At 41.7% G+C, this 24,435-nt stretch carries 21 protein-coding genes; 10 read left to right on the top strand and 11 right to left on the bottom strand.

Annotation, left to right across the window (positions count from 1 at the left end; genetic code table 11):
- On the top strand, positions 1-327 hold a 327-nt coding region (locus H5181_RS15520), incomplete at its 5' end, for a hypothetical protein (RefSeq protein WP_182751465.1).
- Positions 328-816: 489 nt separating this feature from the next.
- Here H5181_RS15520 and H5181_RS15515 read toward each other — a convergent pair.
- Positions 817-2,103 carry an acetyl-CoA hydrolase/transferase family protein gene (locus H5181_RS15515; RefSeq protein WP_182751464.1) on the bottom strand — a complete coding sequence of 429 codons (1,287 nt, stop codon included), beginning with the start codon at positions 2,101-2,103 and terminating at the stop codon, positions 817-819.
- Positions 2,104-2,439: 336 nt separating this feature from the next.
- The gene (locus H5181_RS15510) at positions 2,440-4,068 is read right to left on the bottom strand and encodes a methyl-accepting chemotaxis protein (RefSeq protein ID WP_011636337.1); all 1,629 of its coding nucleotides are present in this window, start codon (positions 4,066-4,068) and stop codon (positions 2,440-2,442) included.
- A gap of 910 nt (positions 4,069-4,978) precedes the next feature.
- Here H5181_RS15510 and H5181_RS15505 point away from each other — a divergent pair.
- The 3 genes from H5181_RS15505 to H5181_RS15495 are packed head-to-tail and all read left to right on the top strand — an operon-like array spanning position 4,979 to position 9,671.
- A complete protein-coding gene (locus H5181_RS15505; protein WP_182751463.1) occupies positions 4,979-7,852 on the top strand; it encodes a xanthine dehydrogenase family protein molybdopterin-binding subunit in 2,874 nt (957 codons plus the stop codon).
- Positions 7,849-8,385, top strand: a complete 537-nt coding sequence (locus tag H5181_RS15500) for a (2Fe-2S)-binding protein (protein ID WP_011636335.1) — start codon at positions 7,849-7,851, stop codon at positions 8,383-8,385. Before H5181_RS15505 ends, H5181_RS15500 begins: the two co-directional genes overlap by 4 nt.
- Positions 8,382-9,671: a cytochrome c gene (locus H5181_RS15495; RefSeq protein WP_102036859.1), complete on the top strand. Its 1,290-nt coding sequence runs from the start codon at positions 8,382-8,384 to the stop codon at positions 9,669-9,671. The genes H5181_RS15500 and H5181_RS15495 overlap by 4 nt, the downstream gene beginning before the upstream one ends.
- 117 nt (positions 9,672-9,788) lie before the next feature.
- Here the strand turns inward: H5181_RS15495 and H5181_RS15490 are convergent, their stop codons facing one another.
- The 7 genes from H5181_RS15490 to pbpG all read right to left on the bottom strand — a co-directional run bounded on the left by H5181_RS15490 (position 9,789) and on the right by pbpG (position 15,797).
- The gene (locus H5181_RS15490) at positions 9,789-10,277 is read right to left on the bottom strand and encodes a hypothetical protein (RefSeq protein ID WP_011636333.1); all 489 of its coding nucleotides are present in this window, start codon (positions 10,275-10,277) and stop codon (positions 9,789-9,791) included.
- A 382-nt stretch (positions 10,278-10,659) separates the two neighbouring features.
- Positions 10,660-11,208 (bottom strand): type II secretion system protein, encoded by a 549-nt coding sequence (locus H5181_RS15485; protein ID WP_182751462.1) that lies wholly within the window; start codon positions 11,206-11,208, stop codon positions 10,660-10,662.
- A gap of 175 nt (positions 11,209-11,383) precedes the next feature.
- Positions 11,384-11,734, bottom strand: coding sequence for a HopJ type III effector protein (locus tag H5181_RS15480; protein WP_011636331.1), 351 nt, complete (start codon positions 11,732-11,734; stop codon positions 11,384-11,386).
- Positions 11,735-11,969: 235 nt separating this feature from the next.
- A complete protein-coding gene (locus tag H5181_RS15475; RefSeq protein ID WP_182751461.1) occupies positions 11,970-13,268 on the bottom strand; it encodes an MFS transporter in 1,299 nt (432 codons plus the stop codon).
- 100 nt (positions 13,269-13,368) lie between these two features.
- A complete protein-coding gene (locus H5181_RS15470) occupies positions 13,369-13,986 on the bottom strand; it encodes an FMN-binding negative transcriptional regulator (RefSeq protein ID WP_182751460.1) in 618 nt (205 codons plus the stop codon).
- A gap of 86 nt (positions 13,987-14,072) precedes the next feature.
- The gene (locus H5181_RS15465) at positions 14,073-14,717 is read right to left on the bottom strand and encodes a cupin domain-containing protein (RefSeq protein WP_182751459.1); all 645 of its coding nucleotides are present in this window, start codon (positions 14,715-14,717) and stop codon (positions 14,073-14,075) included.
- A gap of 171 nt (positions 14,718-14,888) precedes the next feature.
- A complete protein-coding gene (gene pbpG / locus H5181_RS15460; protein WP_182751458.1) occupies positions 14,889-15,797 on the bottom strand; it encodes a D-alanyl-D-alanine endopeptidase in 909 nt (302 codons plus the stop codon).
- 290 nt (positions 15,798-16,087) lie between these two features.
- Here pbpG and H5181_RS15455 point away from each other — a divergent pair, with 290 nt between their 5' ends.
- From H5181_RS15455 to rpiA, 3 genes are all read left to right on the top strand, one after another.
- Complete coding sequence (locus H5181_RS15455) at positions 16,088-17,440, top strand: ATP-binding protein (protein ID WP_182751457.1); 1,353 nt, start codon at positions 16,088-16,090, stop codon at positions 17,438-17,440.
- 11 nt (positions 17,441-17,451) lie between these two features.
- Complete coding sequence (locus H5181_RS15450) at positions 17,452-18,264, top strand: mechanosensitive ion channel family protein (protein WP_182751456.1); 813 nt, start codon at positions 17,452-17,454, stop codon at positions 18,262-18,264.
- A gap of 64 nt (positions 18,265-18,328) precedes the next feature.
- Complete coding sequence (rpiA, locus tag H5181_RS15445; RefSeq protein ID WP_011636324.1) at positions 18,329-18,988, top strand: ribose-5-phosphate isomerase RpiA; 660 nt, start codon at positions 18,329-18,331, stop codon at positions 18,986-18,988.
- Between the two features lie 152 nt (positions 18,989-19,140).
- Here rpiA and H5181_RS15440 read toward each other — a convergent pair whose 3' ends face one another.
- Positions 19,141-21,003, bottom strand: coding sequence for a methyl-accepting chemotaxis protein (locus tag H5181_RS15440; RefSeq protein WP_182751455.1), 1,863 nt, complete (start codon positions 21,001-21,003; stop codon positions 19,141-19,143).
- Between the two features lie 299 nt (positions 21,004-21,302).
- On the opposite strand from H5181_RS15440, the gene H5181_RS15435 reads away from it, so the two are divergent.
- From H5181_RS15435 to H5181_RS15425, 3 genes are read left to right on the top strand one after another with little or no spacing between them, the layout of a single operon-like run.
- On the top strand, positions 21,303-21,800 hold the full coding sequence (locus H5181_RS15435) for an RNA polymerase sigma factor (protein WP_011636322.1): 498 nt from the start codon (positions 21,303-21,305) through the stop codon (positions 21,798-21,800).
- The gene (locus tag H5181_RS15430) at positions 21,797-22,405 is read left to right on the top strand and encodes a hypothetical protein (RefSeq protein ID WP_182751454.1); all 609 of its coding nucleotides are present in this window, start codon (positions 21,797-21,799) and stop codon (positions 22,403-22,405) included. The genes H5181_RS15435 and H5181_RS15430 overlap by 4 nt, the downstream gene beginning before the upstream one ends.
- On the top strand, positions 22,402-23,340 hold the full coding sequence (locus H5181_RS15425) for a DUF4097 family beta strand repeat-containing protein (RefSeq protein ID WP_182751453.1): 939 nt from the start codon (positions 22,402-22,404) through the stop codon (positions 23,338-23,340). The genes H5181_RS15430 and H5181_RS15425 overlap by 4 nt, the downstream gene beginning before the upstream one ends.
- Before the next feature lie 182 nt (positions 23,341-23,522).
- Here H5181_RS15425 and rsuA read toward each other — a convergent pair whose 3' ends face one another.
- Positions 23,523-24,212 carry a 16S rRNA pseudouridine(516) synthase RsuA gene (gene rsuA, locus H5181_RS15420; protein ID WP_011636319.1) on the bottom strand — a complete coding sequence of 230 codons (690 nt, stop codon included), beginning with the start codon at positions 24,210-24,212 and terminating at the stop codon, positions 23,523-23,525.
- Between the last annotated feature and the right edge of the window lie 223 nt (positions 24,213-24,435).

The following is a 24,435-nucleotide window of genomic DNA, read 5'->3' as shown; positions in this document are numbered from 1 at the left end:
CATGTTAACGGCATCGACTGGCTAGTGATCACAGCTTTTGAAGAACTGAAAACTATGTTTATCGAAGAAGCCGGTACGATACCCTCTTGCTTCTCTACCGCCAGCGAATTGAACCTAGTTGATCAAGCAAAGCGAACTTATAGATATTTGCCTACTCTCAGCGGCGTAATCACCGATATCGGCACATATCAAAGTCAGGGTAACGAAGAAGATTTGACCCCACAGCTTGCCTGCTTAGTTGAGGGGCGTGGTCGAGTATTTATCTATCACGGCGGCTTTGTAGCTTTTGTGGATGACGAGCAAACTTTTATTACCCGAATAGACTGAAAATTATTCAATAAGTTGAAATCGGCGAATTGGCATCCCTAGCAAGGAATGGGGTAAAAACGACTTAGTTCTATTGACTTGGAAATGGACCGGTTCAACATTTAAATTGAGGACGTTGAAGACTCTTTATAAAAGAATGCGTGTGCCTGACAGGACGTCAGGCTAGCTTTCGCGGTACAGGTCGTTCCTTGGCATCCTGCCATCACGACATTCGTGAATCCATTCACATCAGATGTACCATCGGAAGCGTTAGTATTTTCGAATAAGCCCGAGGCTAACTAAAAATAAAGTTAAAAGCTGGATCTACCCCATGGCGACCTTTTCGCAGCTGTTGCTTTGTAAATAGCGAAAATGTTGCGGGGCGGCTGGGAGTTCCAAGAGGGAACCGCCGTTGGTTTCCTCTTGGTCTGGTGTGGGCGAAGCGCCACGACGTTAGTGGCCGCTGGCCATAATAAGAAAAAATTGACTCAAACTGTTCAACAACAGTATTTAAACCTTAAGTCGCCACATCTCAAAAGCTTCTTGGCAAAGCTGCTCTCTAAATTTGGGGTGGGCAATATCGATAAGCGCACGGGCTCGTTCTCGTAACGACTTACCGCGTAGATAAGCGGTTCCATACTCTGTGACGATATAGTGTACATGCGCACGGGTGGTTACCACGCCAGCGCCAGGGGATAATACTGTGGCAATCCGTGACACTGTGCCATTAGCCGCAGTACTGGGCAATGCGATGACAGAACGGCCGCCTTCAGAAAGGCCTGCGCCGCGTATAAAGTCCATCTGACCACCTACACCTGAGTATATTTGAGTGCCCAGTGAATCAGCACACACCTGCCCTGAAATATCGACCTGCAACGCGGAGTTTATTGACATTACATTCGGATTTTTGCGGATAATAGCCGTGTCATTAACCTGCTCAATATCCATGAATATCACCGAAGGATTGTCATCAACAAAGTCATAAAGTCGTTGGCTACCCAATGCAAAGCCTGTCACCGTCTTGCCGGGATGGACTTTCTTACGACTATTATTGATCACACCAAGCTCGACCAAATTAAGCACACCATCAGAAAATAGCTCAGTATGAACGCCCAAATCTTTATGTTCGGTTAAGCACGCCAATACAGCATCTGGAATGGCGCCAATGCCCATTTGTAAGCAAGCGCCATCAAGTACTAATTTGGCCACATTCTGGCCGATAGCCAAGCTTATCGCATCGCTTGGGACGAATAGATGTTGTGGTAAAGGCATGCTCTGCTCATACACGGCAGCGAACTTATTGTAATGAATAAAACCGTCACCATGGGTGCGAGGCATCATGGGATTAATGTGAGCAATAATTTTACCCGCCATTTGGCAGGCCGCTAACGTTGCCTCAACCGATATACCTAACGAACAGATACCATGTTTATCTGGTGGGGAAACTTGAACGATAGCAGTGTCGATATGCTGTTCGCCGGAACGAAACAACTTGGGCACCTCAGAGAGGAAAATTGGCACATAATCGGCATCACCTTGTTGCAACAGCGAGCGCGTGGGTGTGCCAGCAAAGAAACAACGATGGCGTAGATGATCCTTTAAACGGGGATCACTTAACGACTCTGCACCCTCGGTATGCAACTGCAATAGTGTTAAACCATGCTTAGTTAACGCATGTTGGGCTAACGCATCGAGCAGTAATTTGGGCGTAGCCCCCATGGAATGAGTCCACAAGGTTTCACCATTTTCAATTAAGGACACGGCCTCTAATGCACTGCTACAAATAATTGGTTTCATTAATATTACTCAAGGTAATTAAGCTATTTGTAGTGTAAGCGGTTAATTCACCCTTTAATAGTGTTGGTAGTGGTAACGTTGAGCTAGCACAAAATAGTTGAGTAATTGAGACATGCAGTACGTTAATGGGTAATAAATGATGCTTAATTGGTATCTGCTTCAGTTAATCAAACTGACTTTTTAACGCCAATCACAATATCGTTTCGGTTATGTTGAAAATGATAAAAAGCCAACATAAACCTCTCCAGCTTTTAAGCCATGCAGGGTTATGCGGATAAGTTAACTGAGAGATTGCGAGGGAGGGCTGAAGTTTTTCAGCCCTCATCAATGAAAATGTTAGGCTATTTTAAATGTCGCCACTTGAAGTTGCATTGAGCTAGCCAGTGATTGTAAATCGTTAACAGAATGGGTAAGTTTTTCGGTCGCTGCGGATGAGGCTTGAGTAATATCATTTATGGTGATGATACTTTTATTGATACTCTCAGCTACATAGGATTGCTCTTCTGCTGCTGTAGCTATTTGAGTGTTAAGCTCATTGATACTGTCGACCGAAGTGACAATTTCATTGAGAACTGTGCCAGCACTGTTGGTTTTATCATTGGCACTATGCACTAAGGCTAAGCCTTCATCCATTGAAGAAACCGCAAGTACGACACTTTTTTGTAATCCGTCAATCATGGTTTCAATCTGCAGTGTTGAGTCTTGAGTACGTTTAGCTAAAGTACGTACTTCGTCTGCAACAACAGCAAATCCTCGCCCTTGTTCACCCGCTCTTGCGGCTTCAATGGCGGCGTTCAAGGCTAAAAGGTTAGTCTGCTCGGCAACGCCTTTAATGACACTTAACACTTGGCCAATGTTTTGGCTCTCTTTAGCAAGATGAGATATCACCTCCGCCGTGGTGCCAATTTGGTTAGATAATTGCGACATACTGTCTATTGAATTTTGAACAATAACATTACCATTTTCAGCATGATTATTAGCTTGTTTCGCCTGTTCAGCGGCAAAGTTGGTACTTTGAACAACCTCTGCCACTGTCGCTGTCATTTCATTCATAGCCGTTGCGGTTTGTTCTGACTCATCTTGCTGCTGTATCATTCTATGGTTGGTTTCTTCAGTGAAACGCTGCAACTCTTCTGATGAAATATTGATAGTATTTGCGGCATCTGAAATTGATTCAATAATGCCTCTTAGATGAGTTATAACGCCTGTAAGGCTCGTTGAAATCATGCCTAATTCATCATCATTATAAGGAGTAAACACTTGGGTTAAATCTGAGTTTTGCTTAATGAGCTTTAGTTTCATCAAAATATCTGTCACTGGCCTCATCACACTACGCAGTACCCAAATGGTTAACACTACACTGATAACCACGGCACAAAACGTAAAGAAAATAAATAACTGAACTGATGATTGATATATCTCTTGAGTTAATCGCCATTCATCGCCTGCTACTTTTATTTGCAATGACACTAATTCGGCAATTTTACCGCTAATAGGATCGATTACCCCGTATAAAGGCATAATGTCATCGGTCAATTGACCTGGGATTTTTCCAGACATGTTTTGCAGTTTACTGATAAGAAAATCAATTTGCTCATCTGCGGGGCCAAACATATCATTGGCTTCAATACTAAGTTGGCTTTCTTTTGGGGTTAACTTAGTGGCTAAATATTTTTTCCACAGTGTATCAATATTACTTTTTGCACTCATTAATGTCTCAGCAGCATCTTGAGCGGTTGAGCCACCAGCATTGGCTTTGTTTATTGCATCAATGACTAAGACAGCATAGTCATCACCAATGATTTTTAAATCTTCTAACGGTACAACGCGATCAGAATAGATCCTCATCACTCCATCTTCGATTTTCCCCATCATATTCACCGCAATGCCACAAATTATGATGAGAATAGCTAATGGAATTAACGAGCTAATGAGCATTTTTTGTTTAATTTTAAAATTCAGCATATAGACCACCAAGTAAAAATAAATTAACGATAAAAGCCCGAACAATCCTTGGAGGAACTTTACGACGAAATACAATAACCAATGCAAGTGTTACAAAATTGTTACCAAAATAGTAATGTAATATAAAATATAACGCCAATCAAATATATGAGTCACATATTTATAAATAGACTCATATATATGCATAATATTTTCAATGTTATAAAAATCAATAAATTAAATTATTTTAAATAAGGAAAAATGATTCGAAACGAAGAAAAAATCTGGATAACTTAGAATGTCGATATTATAAAAAATAGATTTTGCAGTTATGAGTAGCTCAAACTAACAATAAGCAGTTTACGTTAAGGGTAGCTAAAAAAACCAAGGCAACGACAAAAGCAGAACAACAATATAACTTTTTACTTACAACTCAACAGATTAATCAATAATAAACAAAAATATAATTATTTTTCTAAATAATTACCTTCAACTGAGTCATATTAATTAACCAATTTCGCTAACTGGTCCATGATGTACAGTTTACGAGGTTAAGAAAGTATTTCTATATAATTGATTAAATAGTAAAAACAAAACATTCACGATTAATATTTCAACTATTAATCATGATGACTTTTTAATAATCAAAGCATAAACGAAACGGTTTTGATTAGACTATCGAACACTAAATAGCTTTATTCGCAGATTAAATCATCAAAATGCTGAATTATTAAACCTCCACGATAGCCACTCAAGAAACGCTATAACATATTGAATATGCATCCTTATATCAATATGTTACCGTACAGAGTGCTAATTTAGATTCAGCGCAATTAAAATATTATGCTACGACAATCAAGCAAATAAGTCTTAATCGGACGACAATGAATAGGCCGTCTGATTTTTCCCTTAAGAATAACTGAGGTGAGATATGGATGTATCTAACGCGTCGAGACGGACCTTTATAAAACAATGTGTTATTGGCGGGGTCGCGGTATATTCCGCGCCTTTACTGTGGGAAATGAGTCGGGCCAATGCGTCCATCATTTCGCCTGAACTTGCTGCACAGTGGCAAACTCAGGTTAGCGGCCAATCTAAACCCAAATTTCGCAACGACGGTATCGCTAAAGTCACGGGACAAAAAGTATATGGTCGTGACTACCGTGCAATGGACATGGCTGGCTGGCCAAAACAACAAGGCTACGCGTTTATCTTGCGCGCCGCCGATGCATCTCATGTTTATCAAGGTTTCTCCCTCGACCACCTCCCAGCTTCAGCTAAGCCGTATAAAGTCATTACTGCGGCAGATCTAGCACGCGACAAGGTTAAGTTACCTGAGTTTTACGGTGACAATATGTTATTGCCCGAGGGACAAACAGCAGATTACCTTGGTCATGCGGTGGCCATTTTATTATTTGACAGTTTCCCAGCCTTTAAACAGGCTAAATCTTTGTTGCAGTTCGACAATACTTTATTGCGCTTTGGTGAGAAAACGGCCTTTGTTTCAGACACTAAAGACCCTTATGCCAGCTGGCGTCTTATTCGGGTTGAAGGCGAAAATGGTGCCCGTGAAGATACTTATAGCCCACTACACGATGGACTATTTTTCCCCAGCGTTAAGCACCACAAACCGGTATGGTCAGGTGATGCTAATGCTCAAGGCTCGGTTTCTGAGCGCGGGCTTTATTATGCTGGCGAAATAGAAAAACAAATTGCGAGTGCCAAAACAGATCAACAGTGGCAAGTATTGGAGCGCGAGTACCGCACTCAAATTATCGACCCTATGATGATGGAACCTGAAGCCTTTAATGGCTGGTTTGATGCAAGTAACCAAACCTTTCATACCGTTATTACCTCTCAGTCGCCGCAAGACTTTCAAGAGATGGCCGTGCACATGTTGTCATCTGGGCCATTAGCTGACAAAGTCAAAAATCTAGTGGTGCATTCTCCTTATATTGGTGGCGGTTTTGGCGCTAAAGACCACTCGATATTTCCGTATTATGGCGTGTTGGCAACCATTTACGCCAACGGTCCAGTTCGGCTAGCTAACGACCGCTTTGAGCAATTTCAATCAGGTCTTAAGCGTCATCCTTTCATCATGAAAAGTCGTTTAGCCGTTGATAAAGCAACCTTGAAAATTCAAGCGTTAACCTCACAGATGACAGTTGATGGTGGCGGTCGAGTTAATTTCAGCCCGTCGGTCACCTCTGTTGGGGCGACGGCAATGCAAAGCATTTATTACACCCCACGTAACGATATTATCGCCACATCTTATGCGTCACGTAACCCTGATGCAGGCTCGATGCGCGGTTACGGTACATTGCAATCGATGACAGCAATGGAAGGCATGATCCACGAGATGGCCGCTGAGTTAAATGTTGATCCTTTTAAGTTACGCGCGGCTAACGTGATGGAGTCAGGACAGCGTAATACTCAAGGTGCTATCCCTAATGGCACGCTGAGATATCGCGAAATGCTCGACATGGCCGAACAAGCTCCCGTATGGCAAAACCGTGCAGATAATAAAGCGCGCTATGAAGCTAAAAATCCTGGCATGCGTTATGGCGTTGGTTTTGGTATTGCGACTAAGGATTATGGTACTGGTGCTGCTGCACCAAGTGCAGCAATTAGATTAGCCAAAGACGGTAAAATAACCTTAGAAATTGGCTTTATCGAAATGGGTACTGGTACTCAAACGGCTCAAGCCGTGGTTGTTAGTGAGTCATTAGGTAGTTTTGCGCATGAAGTGAAACTTGCTGAGATAGATATTTGGGATGCAATGCAATTAGTGCAAACCGACAATCCATACATTATTTCGCAGCAGCGCCAAGATGAAATGACGGCAAATCCACGTTGGACACCGGTTAAAGCGATGGCATCGTCGGCATCTATGTCGGCGTATTATCAAAGTCACGTCACTCGTATTGCCGCCGATATTATTTATCGTCACGGACTTTGGCCTGCAGCGGTGTCGATTTGGAACGAGTTGTATTTCAACACACCGATGGGTAAAACCAATCTCAATGATTCTCGTGATGGTCGTTGGACTGATGGCAAGCTAACTGCCATGGGCTTTCCGCCGCTTTCAATCGACATTCTCGCCAAACGTGCCCACGATTTAGGCCTAGTGGTTGGCGTAATGGGTCATGCCTTTAACCGTTGGGCTTGGGCTGAAGCGGATTTTGAGATTTTCGGAACCAAAGAACGCATTGCACTAGATGCGTTGGCGCTGCAATACGGCGAAGGTGATAAGTATCATGGTAGCGCTGCTCGTAAAGCCCGCATGAGCTCAAACGGCTATCACTTAATCGATCGTCAATCCATGAGCTACCCTAAAGCCGAGCTAAACAACGCCATGGTGACTTACTATGCTCCGTGCGCAACCTTAGTTGAAGTCGCAGTTAATGAAGGTAATGGCGAAGTCAGTTTATTGAGCTCTCACACTTGGTTAGAGGCCGGTAAAGTGATTGTGAATGAGTTAGTTGAAGGCCAAATACAAGGCGGTCTCGCGATGGGAGTTGGTCATGCTCTGCATGAAGAATTACCCCCATTTGAAGCCGGTGCTGGTAATGGCACCTGGAATATCAACCGCTATAAGGTGCCGCTAGCACGACATGTTGGCGTTTGGAGCCAGCAACATACTATTTTACCGCAGTTGTCCGAAACCGATCCGAGCCGAGGCATCGCCGAAGTGGTCATGATACCTGTTGTTTCTGCGCTGGTTGAAGCCGTTTATCAAGCTACCGCAGTACGTTTTTACGAATTACCAATGACAGCGAAAAAAATCAAGGAGGCCATGGCATGAGCCAGTCAATTAAGTTAACCATTAACAACCAAGCTGTTGGCCCGATTGACGTCGGCGATGGCATCATGATGATTGAATTCTTACATGAGTATTTAAACCTCACTGGTACTAAGTTTGGTTGCGGTGCAGGCGTATGCCATGCCTGTACGGTAATCGTCGATGACGAGCAAGGTATGAGTGAGGTTGTCCGCACTTGCATCAATGGCGTCGAGCGTTTCAACGGTAAACGTATCCGCACGGTTGAAGGCCATGCTAAGCAAAATGCTCAAGGTGAAATCACTGCTCTGAGCCCTGTACAACAAACATTTTTAGAACATTTTTCGTTTCAATGTGGTTGGTGCACCTCAGGTTTTGTCAATGAATCTACCGCGTTAATTGAGCGACTAGAGCGAAAACCAATTGCCAAAGATAACGTTGAGCAAGTTATCGAAGATGCCTTAGGCGAACATGTCTGCCGTTGTACGGGTTATGTAAAATACTATGCGGCGATGAAAGATTTAATCCTCAAGACAGAGGGGTTAACCCTGTCATGAAGCCATTATATCAATATCACTTAAGCCGTTTAGTAAAGGCGCGAATAAAGCTCAGCCAAAATCTATTACTGACTTTGGGCTTAAGTTTAGGCTTGGGTTTATTCGCCTGTTCCAGCAACGCGGCTGATGAGGCTGGTAGCAACAGTAGCGACATCGAACGCGGTGCTTATCTGATGAAGATTGGCGACTGTGTGGCCTGCCATACAGCGGTAGGCGGACGAGAGTTAACCGGTGGACTGCCATTTGAAACCCCATTTGGGGCGGTATATTCAACCAATATCACCTCAGATAAAGATACCGGAATTGGCAAATACAATTATGACGATTTTTTTGATGCTATGCATCATGGCGTCGGCGTTAACGGTAATTTGTATCCAGCCATGCCTTACACCTCTTACAGTTTGTTATCGGATGAAGATACCAAAGCGATATATGCTTATTTGATGAGCACTAAACCCATCAAGCAAGCTAATCTCGACAATGATGTCTCTTTTCCTTTTAACGTTCGATTTGGCCTGAAGGCGTGGAACTTAATCGCCCATGATGCTGAAAAGTTTGCACCGAAAAAAGACAAAAGTGATCCTTGGAACCGAGGTAATTACTTAGTCAATGCGCTAGGTCATTGCGGTGAATGTCATACTCCTCGAGACAGCTTATTTGCCATGGAGCAAGATAAGCATTTTGAAGGCGCTGTTATCGAAGGTTTAGAGGCATCAGATATTACTCCTGCTGAACTTAACCGACAAAACTGGACTCATGATGATTTAAAGTCTTTGTTTACTGAAGGTTATTCTCGCAAAGGTACGGTATTTGGTGGCATGTATCCTGTGGTATACCACAGCTTTAGCCACTTAACTGATGCCGACATGCATGCCGTAAGCAGTTATCTGCTTGATACTGACGAAACCGTTGCAGCTAAAGCGCTGACCTTTAATGGCCACCAGCGTGAATTACCAGGATACAACCTATACATGGGTTATTGCGCTGGATGTCATGGTCAAAATGGTGAAGGTCGACCTAATGTTGCTCCGGCAATGGCCGGTAACGCCACATTAGATAAAGCCAGCCCGCACAATATCGTTGCGGTAATGCTTAAAGGTATAAAGAGCCAACATTACAATACCACCACCAGCTTTTATGCCATGCCTAGTTATGCCGATCAGTTAAGTGATGAACAGCTTAAAGACTTAAGCAATTATCTGCGCGTCACATGGAGTAATCAGCCAGGCGATGTAGATGTGGATACAATTCATGATTTAAAAGAAGTGATATTCGAACACGATTAACCATTTTAATCAGTTGTAGAATATCCGTTTAAGCAAAAGCCGACCCTTGGTCGGCTTTTTCGTTTCACTAACGATTAATGGCAAAACTAACGCCATAACAAGGTTTACCCAACGAGGTTACAACACATCGTTAAGGTCTTGTATTGCATCAATCACCATACCCGTACCAATGCTAATCAATAGCAAATCAGTACCAACACGGACAATTTTTTGTCCTTCTGGCGTACGACCTAGTTGAACAGTAAGCGCAGATGGTACATCGTAGTAAACAACATCAGCTGGCAGTGAGTAACCTTTGCGCCATTGCTTAGCACTACCCGGAGGTTGGCAACGATTGTGTTTTTTTGCTAACCCAGGTGGGCAATGCTTAGCATCACGGTTGGTATAATAGTAATTATTAACGATGACTTGGCGATCGTTACTAAAATAGGTCTGATAAGTTTCTTCATGTTCGTGATCATGCTTCTTATCATGCTTTTTTTGATGTTTGTCAGATTTATGCTTTCCGCTATTACCATGCGAGTCGTTGTCTTTAGCGAAGCTGTAACCTGATGAACACATCATTAAGGTACTGATAATGATCAATGGGATGATGTGACGATTCATAAAATGGATTCCTTTGCGATTAAATAGGCGCTTGTCATAATAGTTAACCAGCGATATGCCTGACCGTTAAAAAAAACCAAATACTATTAATGATACGGTTGATATGGGTGTAAAGGTAGTCGTATTGCACACTATTGTCGACACTAATCTAGATTATTGTTAATTAATGTTCGCGTATAATCGTTACTTTTGTTTCAATGCCATTTGTGAAAACAACACCTTATTCGTTCCGCATAAACCCAGAAATATTTGATGTTTTAATCCTTATGACGTTACTCGTTAAGACTTTTTTATCGTTGATAAAGGGACACAGAAAAGCAGAGAATATACAAAAAATTGATAAACAAGAGTGCGTTTGCCCCTTTAGGTTTTAATAATACCGTTAACACCCAACGATTACCGTTGTGATGACAGGCTCTCCAGTACTCTGCCAGTGATACTGAAAATAACAACTGGTTGCAATAACTTCGGCTGCAGTCGGCTCTGCAAGGGCAAGTGCACTTTTTGGGGCTGCAACAACAGCATAGCTGTTATTAGACGTAAAAATGCGATATGACCAATCATTCATTTCTAACCCAGCCGCTTTAAAGATTTCTGACGACGTTGTATAACCGACATTAAAACCGCTACCACTAGTATTGGCCGCTGCGGCCCAAGGTTGGTAATTACTGCCTTTAACGCCCGAGAATTCAACCGTATCTGTAAGCGCATTGCCCGAGGCTAATGTTTTTGTTTTAAATAACATCACTGCTGTTTTAATTGAGCCAGCGGCACCTTTGATTGCTGCAATATGTGCATCTGTTTTTAAATTAATAAACTTAGGCGCTGCGACAACAGCCAATACGCCAAGAATAATAATGACAACGACAAGTTCTATAAGGGTGAAACCGGATTGACGAGAGGAAACGATACTGCGGTTAAGTTTGATCATATGATGAATGCCTCCCGATACAGTAAACAAACTGCACAGCTAGAAAGAGTTTACTTAAAACAATTACATGAGACATTATTTTAACCTAAACACGAGCTTAAGTTATAGAGGCTTTCATCATAGTTTTGCGTATTGTATTGAGCCTTGTTGTATTGAGCCTTGTTGAGCACCTAGGTTATTTAGCCTTTAATGCCTGTTGCGAAAACAAAATACCATCCCAGCCATGTTGCATAAACTGACGAATATTTTGATGATCCGTCCCTTGAGGCGTTGCCACTACATCTCGGTAATGTTGGCCAAACATAGCCAAGGTTTGTTGCACCGTTAACTGATGAGTTTGCCCAAACGCAAACACCTTACAAGAACCTGAATTTTGCCCTGCTTCATTAAGCTGATCACCATTTTTAAATGCACTTGAGGTGAAGTCATAATGACCATCAATAACAGCCATAGTATCTTCAAAACGAATGGTATCTGCTTGTGATGTTAGCGATGAAATAAACGGGTTAATATCCGTTGATGCCATAAGTTATGCCCTGCCCTAATTTAAAGTTAAAATAAAAATCGAATTAAAAGAAAATAAACACTACAAATCACGATGACTGTAGATCAAAACCTTATCAAAATGATCACATTTACTATATTGAAAAAGACTCAAGCGAACGATTAAACACTCGAAAGCAAAACGAGGCCCAGACCCTCTGTAACTACCTACTACAATGTTAAATTCAATAGCGTTTACAAGCATAAACCATCGAAAATTAATCCAACTTTAGTGCAGCAAAATCTGGCCGTGGTAGCTTTTCCAACATACTGTATAAATAAATCACCACTAACGACAATAATGCGCCGATGATAAACAACCAATACCCACCAAGATGATCCAGTATGATCCCGCCGCCCAGTGGTGCAAATGCAAACCCCAAATCATAAAATGAAGCTGCGCCAAAGTACGCGCCACGTAAATGTTTAGGAGCTAGCCTGTCAATGTGCACGTTCATCGTTGGGAATAATATGGTTTCAGCTAGGCTCATTACAACAACTGCGCCAATCCAGCCCCAAAATAAATCAATGGGGTTATACGCTAGCCAAACTTGCGAACAAACCAGCAGCATCAATCCAAACTGAATTCGGTGTACCAAACTGTAACCAGCCATTAATCTTAATAATAAAAATTGGGTAGAGATAATGACTAAGGCATTGGTAAAAATCATTGCCGAAATCAGTGTCAATAAATCGGGGGCATTTGAACGAGTAAGATATTGGATCAACGAACTGTCCATTTGCGCATAAATAAACATACACAAAATATTTGCAAAAATAAGACCTTGCAGTAATTTATCTTGCCATAAAATCGACATTATTTGCCGCCGATTCATTGCGGCAGGTTTACGCTTAACAGCAGCTGTTGCATCACCCATAACAGGAATGAGTCCATCTGCAACCAGCTCTGGAGCCGATGAATGAGTCTGGCGAGCTTGATGCCTAAAACCCCAAAATAATAACCCCAACAAAGCAGCAAAAGCCGCAGCGGTAATGTAAAAACTCGACTGTTTTCCGGTTAAGCCTAACCATACACCTAACATTGGCCCGACAGCGCAACCTACGTTAACGATAAAATACAGAGATTGCATCGCCAGTTCACGGGTTTTGGGATCGTCAATAATGTCGCCAATGGTGGCAGACGTTAGCGGTCGCCATATAGCTGTAGCAATAGAACACAGAGTCATCACGACCACATAGCCTTTGACTGAATCGACTTGTGCCAACAATGAAAACGAGATGATATAAAGCACACCAGTAAAGTACATTAACTTGTGGCGGCCGATTCGGTCGGACAGTGCACTACCAATAAAACTGGTAAAAACCGATATAATCGCCGCACTCGACAGCACTAAACCCACTTCAGTGGCGCTTAAAGCAAATTTTTCATACAAGATAACAGCCAAAAATGGCCACACCATGTAATAACTGCCGCGGGTAATAAACGAGCCAAATAACAGTATCCACATTAATCGTGGAAATTGCTTAAAGCGTGCTACAGAAATATCGCTATGCACTTTTTATCCTTAAAGAGTGATGCTGAAATAGATTATGACAGACTGAATTGATCACATGATTATTAAAGTTAATCCTAACGTGGCGAATACGATTGAACCACTATTGATTACCTAATCCTATGTTATTCTTCATCATATAAGCTAATAGCTGTTTTTCATCAGCCCTATTTGACAGCGATAATCCTTGGGCCACACCTTGTTGATCACTCTGGTTACGGTGCTGCCCTAATTTTTGCTTTCCTTGTAATTCATCAATGACAATCTTAAAGCCAACAATACCCTTGGCTAATTTTTGTTGATAACCATCGGGAATAAAGCCATTACCTTCTAGCAATGAAGGTTCATATTGTTGAATGGTAGATTCAAGTACTCGGGCGGTGGTCGCATCATCAATTAATTCAATAATGCCTTTTGCATGTACTACGCTGTAATTCCAAGTCGGAACAGCTGGATGGGAGTCATACCAGGTGGGTGAGATATAAGAGTGTGGGCCATTGAAAATACACAGCACTTTTGTGTTTTCTATGTGTTTCCAATGCGGATTACTACGAGCAAAATGGCCATACAAGGTACCATTTTCACCCTCTGAGGTAACGAGTAATAAAGGCAAGTGCGAGCCCTCTAAATCGTTAGACACAACAGTCGCAAAACCATATTGGTTAATAAACTGATGGATTAACTCCCTAGACCCCATATCCCACTTATCAGGCACTTGCATAATTCACTCTTCACTAAAATAATCAATAACCTCTTATAATGAATGTGATGACTAAATGCCATCGTTTTATGGGTTTGTAGCGATTATTACAAATGGCCTACTTTGACCAAAATCACCGTGTCTTGCTCCACATACGGATTATGCTGACTTAAATGCGGACTGCGGATCCACGTACCTGCAGGATAACGACCAAGTTCATCGATAAACTCTCCGCTAATGACATAGATTTCTTCACCGCCAAAATGACGGTGCGGTTGAAAGTGTGTCCCCGCGGGCCACTTCACTAATGCAGTCGACTCGGTACCATGTTGATGTAGCGGCATAACTTGCAACTGACCATGACCCGGCAACCATTGTGTTTCATTGGTATTAATGGCCACTTGTTGTGAGTCTGTAGGTTGAAATTGGTGCAGTTTAACCAACAACGTACAACCTTCTACGCTAAACGGCGCGTGGACAAAACCTTCAGGATTACGCAAATAGGTCCCTGCAGGATAGTCACCGGTTTCATCAGAAAACACCCCGTCGAGCACTAAAATCTCTTCGCCTAATGGATGAGGGTGTGAGTTAAATTGAGCACCGGCTTGGTATTTAACAATGCTGGTCGCATGGCCTCGCTCGGCTTCTTCACGCGCTAAGCGTTTACGTAATACGCCCGCAGCGGGGCTATTTTGCCATTCAAGATCGGCTGTGTTTATCACCACTCGTTGGCTAAGATCCATGTTTAACATATTGCTACCTTACAACCGTTTAATTGCCACTAGTGTAAGGCTTTAACAATCGATAAAACAGCAGGTACTTTATGGTACCTATGGATGTGAATAAGCCAACATCAAAAGTATATTGATAAAAAAAGCCCATTCAATAAAAGTGAATGGGCGTTAATTGTGGTCATTCAGCAGTTAAATACTGTTATTCAGAATCGCTTGGCGTTGTTTTTTATAGGCTTTAGCCGATGCAGGGATCGGTGTTGTACGCCCGGTTTCTAGCCAGTTTTTTAATCGATTAGCATCAGCCATGTGGGTGTATTTACCAAATGAGTCCAGTACCACAAATGCCACTTTACGCTTGTTCATTTCAGTTAACATCACTAAACAATGGCCCGCTTTATTGGTAAAGCCCGTTTTGGTTAATGCAATATTCCAATTGTTTTTAAATACCAGTTTATTAGTGTTTTGAAAATCTAAGGCATAACGTGGTGATTCAAAGTTAACGTGCTTTTTAGTAGTCGAGCTCAGCTTGCCTAATAACGGATATGTTTGGCTGGCTTTAAGCAATAATATGAGATCGTTAGCGCTAGATACATTGTCAGGTGACAAGCCTGTTGGTTCAACATAACGTGTTTGGCTCATGCCCAGTGCGGTCGCTTTGTCGTTCATTGCTCGCACAAAAGCCTTAAATCCACCTGGATAATTATGTGCAAGTGAGGTTGCTGCACGATTTTCTGACGACATTAATGTTAATAACAACATGGTTTCACGGGTCACCACGCTGCCTAAACGCACACGTGAATAAATATTGCGCATCACAGGTGAGTCAGTAATTTTTACTGCGATTTTTTCATCTAATGCAAGCTTGGTATCCAATGTCACCATGGCAGCCATTAACTTGGTCACTGACGCTATAGGCACTGGTTGATTTGGATTACTTGAATATAAAACTTCATTGGTGGTTAAGTCGACCAACATAGCACTACCGGAGGCTAACTCTTGCTGAGGTTTGTTTTGCACGGCTTGTGCTGCAAAAGACATTGGGCTGCTCAACGAAGTTGAACATAATAAGGCACAGGCAAACAAGAAACGAAATTTCATCACTCTCACTTGAAAAGATAGACCGGATAATCCACTGAGTATACGATAAAGGATTAGAGCGACAATAGATAAATAGTCATAATTAGTAAGTTTTTAGTAACTTTTTATCATAGATCAAACCAAAAACATTAGTTATGACTAATATTCACTCGTTTTGATTACCACTGTCATCACCTTGCATTGAATCTATCATTATCCATCGTATTCGTTAATGTATGCGTCTGGCACCAATACCGCTTTTTGTTTACTTCATGTTAAGATTAAATAAATCGTTTAAAAAGAGAGTATAGATGGACATTAACTTGCGTTTTTTTAGTCGATTAAATCCATGGCTCAATAGCTTATTTACCTCTAAAGCTACCCTAAAAACAGAGATAGATGAAGCACAACAAGGGCAGATGTCGCTCAAGACCATAGCCAACCAATATCCGCTTCAAGCCCGTCGTGGCCCAATTACTCAGGTGATGCTATATCAGTCACTGTATGCGAGTGATGATTTTGTTGGCCGAGAAAAACAACTCAACCAAATTACCGATGTGATAAACCAATGGCGTAATCATCATGGAGAAATCAGTGCAATTGTCTCGCCAGCGGGATCTGGAGGATCATCTTTTTTAGGCCAACTGCCACCTTTACTGCAAACCATTATTGCCGATGACGCTAAAAAAGCACCGATGCCTGACGTAAAACCGCTGCCGTCCAAGTGGCTTCTGATGAGCTTTTACCAAGCGCCATTAGGCGCAAATGGCGCCATAGCCCATGTTTGTTATTGTTTTGGCATTACGCCACCAAACACCATCACAGAGACAATTGCCGCCATTAACCAACAACCACCACAGCTAATTATGATAGATGATATGCACAAGATAATGTTGAGAATGATGGGGAATAATCAAGCCTTGGTGACCTTTGCGACTATCGTGATGGAAACGCGTAAACATCATTGTTGGATCATGGGCTGTGAAATATTTGCATGGCAACGATTAAGCGCACAGTATCAAATTCATCACTTTATTAAGCATGTTTTTCAGCTCGATTATTTCAGTGAAACCGAATTAGCCACCATACAAACAAAACATCTGCTTGATTTAGGGTTAATCAGCAACGACGTGATGGCCAAAGAAACGACTACCACACCCCCTAACAACACCAATAAAAGTACTAAAGAGCAAACAGAGCAAGCAAACATTGAGCAAGTGGATATTGTAAATCCTTATAAAGACCAACTAAAACAGCTGTACACTATTAGCCAAGGGCACCCAAAATTAGCATCATTGTTACTGCAGTATTCTCTCGCACACCAAGTCGATATCAGCTCAGATAATAGTTCAAATAGTCATTCAAATAGTGGCATTGAAATTTGCCGTATTAACTCATCTGTACTGCAACAATGCCAAGACAATGATCTATTTTCAGTCGCTGAAATTTATGTTCATGGTGGCTTACGTGTGAGTCAGCATGCGCATATTTTTGCCATTACGATTGAACAAAGCAGCTTGCAGTTAGAATATTTAGCTCGCCAAGGACTTATTATTGCACAATATTCACAACAAGATTTTGCCGAGCATTTCTACTTTATTACTCCAACATTAAGCAAAATTATCGCCAACCATTTGGTGAATAACAATAAGTTGTTTAATTAAACGAGGCGACTATGGAAGATTCACGTAAAGCATTACAAGCATTTTTAGATATTATTTCGTTTGATCGAATAATCAGTATTTTACTGCTGTGTCTAATGGCGTGGCTGTTATTGGTATTGATCCAATTTTGCTTAAATCAACTGAATAAAGCGTTGCCTAAATACCGCTTAATTTGGAATCGGTCATACCCTTTTGTGCGTTTATTTGTATGGCTTAGCGTCATTGTTTATTCGATCGTTGGCATTATTGACCCGCATGAGAATCTCATTCTAGCCGTGGTCGGGTCTATCAGTATTGTGGTGGGGTTAGCGACCCAGGAACCGGCTAAAAATATGATTGCAGGGTTTATTATCATGATTAACCCGCCATATCGCGTTGGCGACATGGTCACATTGTCAGGCCATTACGGCGAAGTCATTAAGCTGGAATGGAGCGTTACCTGGTTGCGTACTTTTGATGACAATACTGTCATGATCCCCAATGCTGAAGCCTTAAAAACGGCAGTATCCAATGCCAACAGTGGCGCTTTAGACGAAATGGTTGTGGTAAAATTTACGTTGCCTATGCTTGTTGACCACAAAAAAGCCATTGCCCTTGCCCGCGAAGCCACGCAGTGCTCACCTTATACCTTTCTCAATAAGCCCATTATTGTCAATTTAGGTAACGAATATGACTTAGGCGAGTTTTTACAAACCATTACTGTTAAGGCCTACGTAATGGATGTACGTCTAGAGAAAAAGTTCATGAGCGACATTAATATCAGAGTATTGAGTGCGTTTAAAAATGCACGTTTTTATGATGGACAGCAAACGCCGACACACTAATTTGCGCTATAATCAAGCCAATTAGAGAAGAAATAACAGATTTTTTAGCATTGGGAACACTATTATGACACAAGATGAAATGAAAAAAGCAGCAGGTTGGGCAGCACTGCAGTATGTCAAAAAAGACACCATCGTCGGTGTAGGTACAGGCTCTACAGTTAATCACTTTATTGATGCACTTGCCACCATGAAAGATGATATTGAAGGTGCGGTATCAAGCTCTGAAGCATCAACTAAAAAACTCATTGAACTTGGCATTGAAGTATTTGATTTAAACAGTGTTGATTTGATAGATGTGTATGTTGATGGCGCGGACGAGATTAACGACCGCATGGACATGATTAAAGGCGGCGGAGCTGCATTAACTCGCGAAAAAATTGTCGCGGCGGTAGCAAAACGGTTTATTTGTATTGTAGATAATACCAAACAAGTGCCAATTTTAGGTGAGTTTCCATTGCCTGTTGAAGTCATCCCGATGGCACGATCTTATGTGGCACGTGAGTTGGTAAAATTAGGTGGAGATCCAGTTTACCGTCAAGGCGTAATAACCGATAACGGCAACGTTATTTTAGATGTCTACAATATGAAAATTCTAGACCCTAAAGTGATGGAAACTAAAATCAACGCCATCGTCGGCGTAGTGACTAATGGTTTATTTGCGAACCGCGGCGCCGATGTACTACTCGTAGGCACCCCTGATGGCGTTAACACCATCACACTGTAAAAGCTAAAATATTCGCTTAGTTTATCTTATTGTTGAGCAAACACATTTAGCGTAAATAGTTAACATACAGGGTTAGCTTAATTAGTTAAAAAAAATGGCCTAGCAGCAATGCTAGGCCATTTTGTTATCTGTTTTGTGACTATGACAAAGCCTTACACTCTAAACTGGCTAACCGCTTCATGCAGTGCTTTGGCTCGTATTCTTACATCTTCAGAAGCCGCAGCATTCTCTTCAGCGGCTTGCGATGATTCATCGGCAATATCACGGATAACTACCACGTTTTTACCCACCTCTGCCGCTACCATACTTTGCTCTTCAATTGCCGCAGCAATTTGAGTGCTCATGTCCATAATATTGGTGACGTCATTAGTAATTGTGCGTAATACTTCACCCGCGATGGCAGCTTGTTCAGCACTTTCTCGCCCTTGTTGCTGGCTTTCTTGCATAAGTTCAACAATAGAATGAGTTCGGGCTTGTAAGGTTGAAATGATGCTGGAAATTTCTTGAGTCGACGTTTGTGTTCTTAAGGCTAATGTACGAACCTCATCGGCAACAACCGCAAAACCACGGCCTTGCTCACCCGCTCTTGCTGCTTCAATGGCCGCGTTTAATGCTAATAAGTTTGTTTGATCAGCAATGCCTCTAATCACATCAAGCACGCTACCTATCGTGACACTGTCTCGTTCAAGCTCGGTAACCACTGAGGCTGAATCGGCTAATTGCTTTGCTAGCAGGGTGATTTTTTGAACGGTAAGTTCTACACCTTGTTGACCAGCTTGAGCATTATCATGAGTTTGACTGGCTTTACCGGCCGCCAATTCAGTATTCTTGGCAATTTCGTCAATGGTAGCCCCCATTTCGGTAACGGCTGTGGCCACCATGTCAGTTTCATTAAGCTGGCGTAACACACCTTCCGAAGCTGTCATTGCATTTCGAGACAGCTCTTGGCACGACTCATTCATTGCTGTAACCGACTCGTCCACTTGCTGGATCAATTCTTGGAACGTTATTACCATTTGGTTGAAATGATAGGCGATTTTCGATAATTCATCATTACCTGACTCATCGCAACGCATTGATAAGTCCTTACTTTTTTCAATTGACGAAATTACATCGGTTATATCTTGTACCGGTTTAATAATGCTACGAATAATTAAATAGGTGAAAATACACAGCACTGCAGCGATTAACAAAAATATACTTAAACCAATAATAAAAGCCTGCTTTTTACCATGCTCTATTTCGGCTAACGTTTCCTCACGTAGGGTAACGGTATCATTATCTGTTTGATGGATTTTCTCACGTAACTCGGCCATTTTACCGTCTTCGTCCGTTAAACCAAATAGCACTTCTTTATCAACTAATTTTTTAAAGTTAACTTGGTAATCTTTAACATCTGCAGTCAATAGCTCTTTTTGAGAAAACATTATATTAGACTGTTGTATTTGAGTTAAAAAACGGGCGATTCCGTCATCAAAAGCTTGTATATATTTAGGGTCACGGCGGAGCATAAAGTCTTTCTCACTTCGACGTAGCTGTAGCATCGCCACCAGCAAAGCATCCTCTGCATTATCACTCAGCACAATTTCGACTTTTTTAACCGCTGAACGTAAATCACCATATAAACCTGACTCTGGAGTTAGCCCTATCTCTACTTTTAAGGCAATAATCTCGTTGAATATCGTTTTATAATCGTTGAGGTTCTTTTTAAAATGATCTAAAGCATCGACATTCATGCCTTGATGCTCTAGCGCGACACGCACTTCGGCCATATAAACCACAATATCATCCATGCTATGTTTAAATTTTTCAATATAAACAGTGTCTGCACGATGGAGAAAATCCTTTTCTTCAGTACGTAACTCAAGCACTTTCTTTTCAATTTCAACAATACTGTTTGATGCTGTTGATAATTCCAACAGGACTGATTCAGAATAATTTTGTAACCCGAACATCGCGAGTACTGAGGAGATTGAAATGAGCGAACTTAAAATAAGTTTCGATCGAATAAGCATATTTTCTACCACCTAAAAGTAAGATTTAACGTTACTGTTATTATTGTATGATCTGATAATGATTTTTAGATCAATCTAGCAACATAAGTATAGCAACTAGTTATCGGCTAATATAAAAAAATCTTAAACATATTACAGAAAAGTGATTATTTATAACCACTCATATAAACCTTTTGCCGACTTGAGGCTGTCAAATAACTACACCATCATATTGGACATGTTGTGACATTAAGGATGCCGCTATTAATCAGTCAACAAACGAGCAATTAAGCCACTTAGCGGCACTTGACGATAATCAGTTGGTCGCAATAGCGGTTACTGGATGCAAGCAGGCATTCCAGCAACTCTATAGCCGCCATCATAAGCGGGTTTACGCCATTTGCTTTAGATTGAGTGGCCAAGCTCATCTTGCTGACGATATGACTCAAGTCTGTTTTATACGCTTATGGCATAAATTGGACCAATTCAGAGGCGACAGCCAATTTACCACTTGGCTGCATCGGTTGTGCGTCCGTCAAGCGATTAACGAGCTAAAGGTACAGCAATCGTGGTGGCGACGTTTTATACCGACAGAGCAACTTGAGCCGCAGGACATACCCACGGTTGCCTTTGATGAGTATCACCAATTGGATAAATGTATTGCAAAGTTACCTCAACGGACTCGTATCGTATTTGTACTGTGTGCGATTGAAGGTTATCAACATAAAGAAATTGCCGCCCTACTCAACATTGCCGAGGGCACCAGTAAAGCGCAGTACCATAATGCTAAACAATTTTTGCAGGAGATGCTTGCATGAACCAGTCACCGCAAGACCTCGATAGTCTAATCAAGTCATTGCCGCTAGAGATGCAACCGACAACCGATTTGTGGCCAGAGATTACAGCTCAGTTGTCGCCTCAATCTCAGCAAAAAATACATCTGACTCGACCTTGGCTTATTGCCGCTAGCGTTGCGGTTTTGTCTTTGCTAGCGATGCTGCTTTGGCAACGCCCAGATGGTAATTCATTACTGCCGCAAACAGCCACAATAACGACAACCGTCCCAGGGGCCACATTCAATACAGAGGCAACATTAGCTGAGTCAACACTAGCCGAGTTGGTCGATCAAATCGCTTTGACTCATCAGACTCAACTGGATGTTTTTAATCAAAACCAATACACCGTGAGTTGGCAATTATCATCAACTGATGCTCCACAACAGATACAGAGCGATATTAGCCAAGCACTAGCCGAGCTGGATACCGCCTCAAAACAAGTACAAGCAGCATTGAAGCAACAACCGACTAATCAACAAATGTGGCAATTATGGCGCTGGATCATGCAACGTCAAATAACCCTATTACAGCAAGGCCAAAAGCTCCCATTTACGTCTAAACGGACATCACAAGGAAATACAATATGAGCATTCTTAAATACATGTTAATCGTGCCGTTAATCGGTATCAGTTTTATTTCAATGGCCAAAGAAGCCGTTGACCAGCAATTAAGTGTTTCTGATAACCCTTCTGTCAGCATGAAAATACAACGCGGTAATGTTGAGCTAGTCAGTTGGGATAAAAATAGCATTCAAGTAAAAGGTGAACTTGATGAGTTAAGCCAAGGCTTAATATTTGAAGTTAAAGGCAATAGCGTTATTGTTGAAGATAAATTACCCCGCAGTTATCAAGGCAGTAATAAACAAGGATCACAACTGACCATTTACCTGCCTAAAAAACTTGGTTTAGATGCCGAGGGAGTATCAGCCAGTTATCAATTATCACAGCTAAATGGCCAAATATCGTTAGCGTTAGTTAGCGGCAACATTAACGCCCAACAACTTAGTGGCAATACTAAACTCACCACGGTGTCAGGCAATATTAATACCTCTGAGTTAGCGGGGAAAATTAACCTAGAAACGGTATCGGGCGATATCACTGACAACAATAGCCACGGCGAAGCTGAGCTGCGCTTAGTGAGTGGCGAACTGAAAAGTCAAAGTGCCTTTACACAATTGTCTGTTGACCAAGTGTCTGGTGATATCACCGCAACAGTTAGCCAAGTCACTGAGTTAAACATTGTTACCATCAGTGGTGATGCACAAATAACCTTAGGGGCCGATTTAAACAAAGCTCAACTCGAAACCATAAGTGGAGATATGGCACTAACGTTTACGGCTATGCCTAACATCAGTTTTATGATTGATGGCGGCCCTGGTGGAAAAATTGACAATCAATTAACCGATGATAAACCGCTAAAACAAAAGTACTCACCAGCCAAAACGTTGCAGTTCAAAACTCAAGCTGGCACAGGTCAAGTCAACATCAATACCATTAGTGGCAAAATTAGCCTAACTCAATAAGTGTAAATAACATTAGCTCGAGGTAAGCGATGCTTATAAAAGAGCAATGTCCTCGCAATTGATTCTGTATTCAGAAAGTGATTTTGTATTGAGTAGAAAGTGCTTTGCAATGAGCAGATAAAAAAAGGCCCGGTAATCATTATATGGTGACAACCGGGCATTTTTCTATATTCAAATGATAACTACACAGACTTGACTTCAGCATCGGTTAAAAAGCGCCATTCACCTGCGGCTAAGTCAGCATTTAACTCGATAGCACCAACCGCTTCACGATGTAAATTAACCACTCTATTACCCACAGCGGCAAACATACGCTTAACTTGATGGTACTTACCTTCACTAATCGTCAATCGCACATGAGTTGAGTCAATAATATCCAGCAAAGCAGGCTTAGTCAGTCCGTCTTCATTGCGCAGCTCAACGCCATCGGCAAATACCTGGATTAAACTGTCATCAATAGGTTCGGCTAATTCCACCCAATAGCGTTTGCCACAATCTTTCTTTGGCGAAGTGATTTTATGCGACCATTGACCATCACTAGTAATTAACACTAAGCCTGTGGTGTCGACATCTAATCGGCCAGCAATGTGCAAAGTATCCATTTTCTCAATATCAATCAAACTCAATACTGATGGGTATTCTTCATCAATGGTTGAACAGATGGTGTCTACCGGTTTATTTAACATGATGTAACGTTCGCCAATCACGCTAATTAACGTACCGTCTAAATGCACTGCCATTTGTGGTAGTACTTTAAAACCTGAATTTTTTACCACAACACCATCACAGGTAACATCACCACGGTGCAAGGCTCTCTTGGCCAATGACCGAGTTAGTTCGGTACTTTCACAGATAAATTTGTCTAAACGCACAATGATTACTCAATCTAAAAATATTGGCGCTATTATGCTGCTTACACGCTCAAATAGAAATCAATCACCAACATTTTTCACTGCTAAGGTAATTTTTGGTTACACATCCTCACAAAAAACACGCTAAAAATGCCCCTTTGCGGCTTGTTTTATAGACGGATAAGGCTTTAACATACAATTCACAATAAAAGTAATAGCTTTTCCCTTTGGATAAAGGGGTTAT

It is taken from the genome of Shewanella sp. SG44-2 (assembly GCF_014164215.1).
GTDB classification, from domain to species: Bacteria; Pseudomonadota; Gammaproteobacteria; order Enterobacterales; family Shewanellaceae; genus Shewanella; species Shewanella frigidimarina.
The sequence above is the reverse complement of the archived record's forward strand: the minus strand, read 5'-3'. Positions and strand labels throughout refer to the sequence as shown.

Coding starts and splice junctions, on each gene's coding strand:
- H5181_RS15515 (WP_182751464.1), bottom strand. CDS start 2,103: ATGAAACCAATTATTTGTAGCAGTGCATTAGAGGCCGTGTCCTTAATT.
- H5181_RS15510 (WP_011636337.1), bottom strand. CDS start 4,068: ATGCTGAATTTTAAAATTAAACAAAAAATGCTCATTAGCTCGTTAATT.
- H5181_RS15505 (WP_182751463.1), top strand. CDS start 4,979: ATGGATGTATCTAACGCGTCGAGACGGACCTTTATAAAACAATGTGTT.
- H5181_RS15500 (WP_011636335.1), top strand. CDS start 7,849: ATGAGCCAGTCAATTAAGTTAACCATTAACAACCAAGCTGTTGGCCCG.
- H5181_RS15495 (WP_102036859.1), top strand. CDS start 8,382: ATGAAGCCATTATATCAATATCACTTAAGCCGTTTAGTAAAGGCGCGA.
- H5181_RS15490 (WP_011636333.1), bottom strand. CDS start 10,277: ATGAATCGTCACATCATCCCATTGATCATTATCAGTACCTTAATGATG.
- H5181_RS15485 (WP_182751462.1), bottom strand. CDS start 11,208: ATGATCAAACTTAACCGCAGTATCGTTTCCTCTCGTCAATCCGGTTTC.
- H5181_RS15480 (WP_011636331.1), bottom strand. CDS start 11,734: ATGGCATCAACGGATATTAACCCGTTTATTTCATCGCTAACATCACAA.
- H5181_RS15470 (WP_182751460.1), bottom strand. CDS start 13,986: ATGCAAGTGCCTGATAAGTGGGATATGGGGTCTAGGGAGTTAATCCAT.
- H5181_RS15465 (WP_182751459.1), bottom strand. CDS start 14,717: ATGTTAAACATGGATCTTAGCCAACGAGTGGTGATAAACACAGCCGAT.
- pbpG (WP_182751458.1), bottom strand. CDS start 15,797: ATGAAATTTCGTTTCTTGTTTGCCTGTGCCTTATTATGTTCAACTTCG.
- H5181_RS15455 (WP_182751457.1), top strand. CDS start 16,088: ATGGACATTAACTTGCGTTTTTTTAGTCGATTAAATCCATGGCTCAAT.
- H5181_RS15450 (WP_182751456.1), top strand. CDS start 17,452: ATGGAAGATTCACGTAAAGCATTACAAGCATTTTTAGATATTATTTCG.
- rpiA (WP_011636324.1), top strand. CDS start 18,329: ATGACACAAGATGAAATGAAAAAAGCAGCAGGTTGGGCAGCACTGCAG.
- H5181_RS15440 (WP_182751455.1), bottom strand. CDS start 21,003: ATGCTTATTCGATCGAAACTTATTTTAAGTTCGCTCATTTCAATCTCC.
- H5181_RS15430 (WP_182751454.1), top strand. CDS start 21,797: ATGAACCAGTCACCGCAAGACCTCGATAGTCTAATCAAGTCATTGCCG.
- H5181_RS15425 (WP_182751453.1), top strand. CDS start 22,402: ATGAGCATTCTTAAATACATGTTAATCGTGCCGTTAATCGGTATCAGT.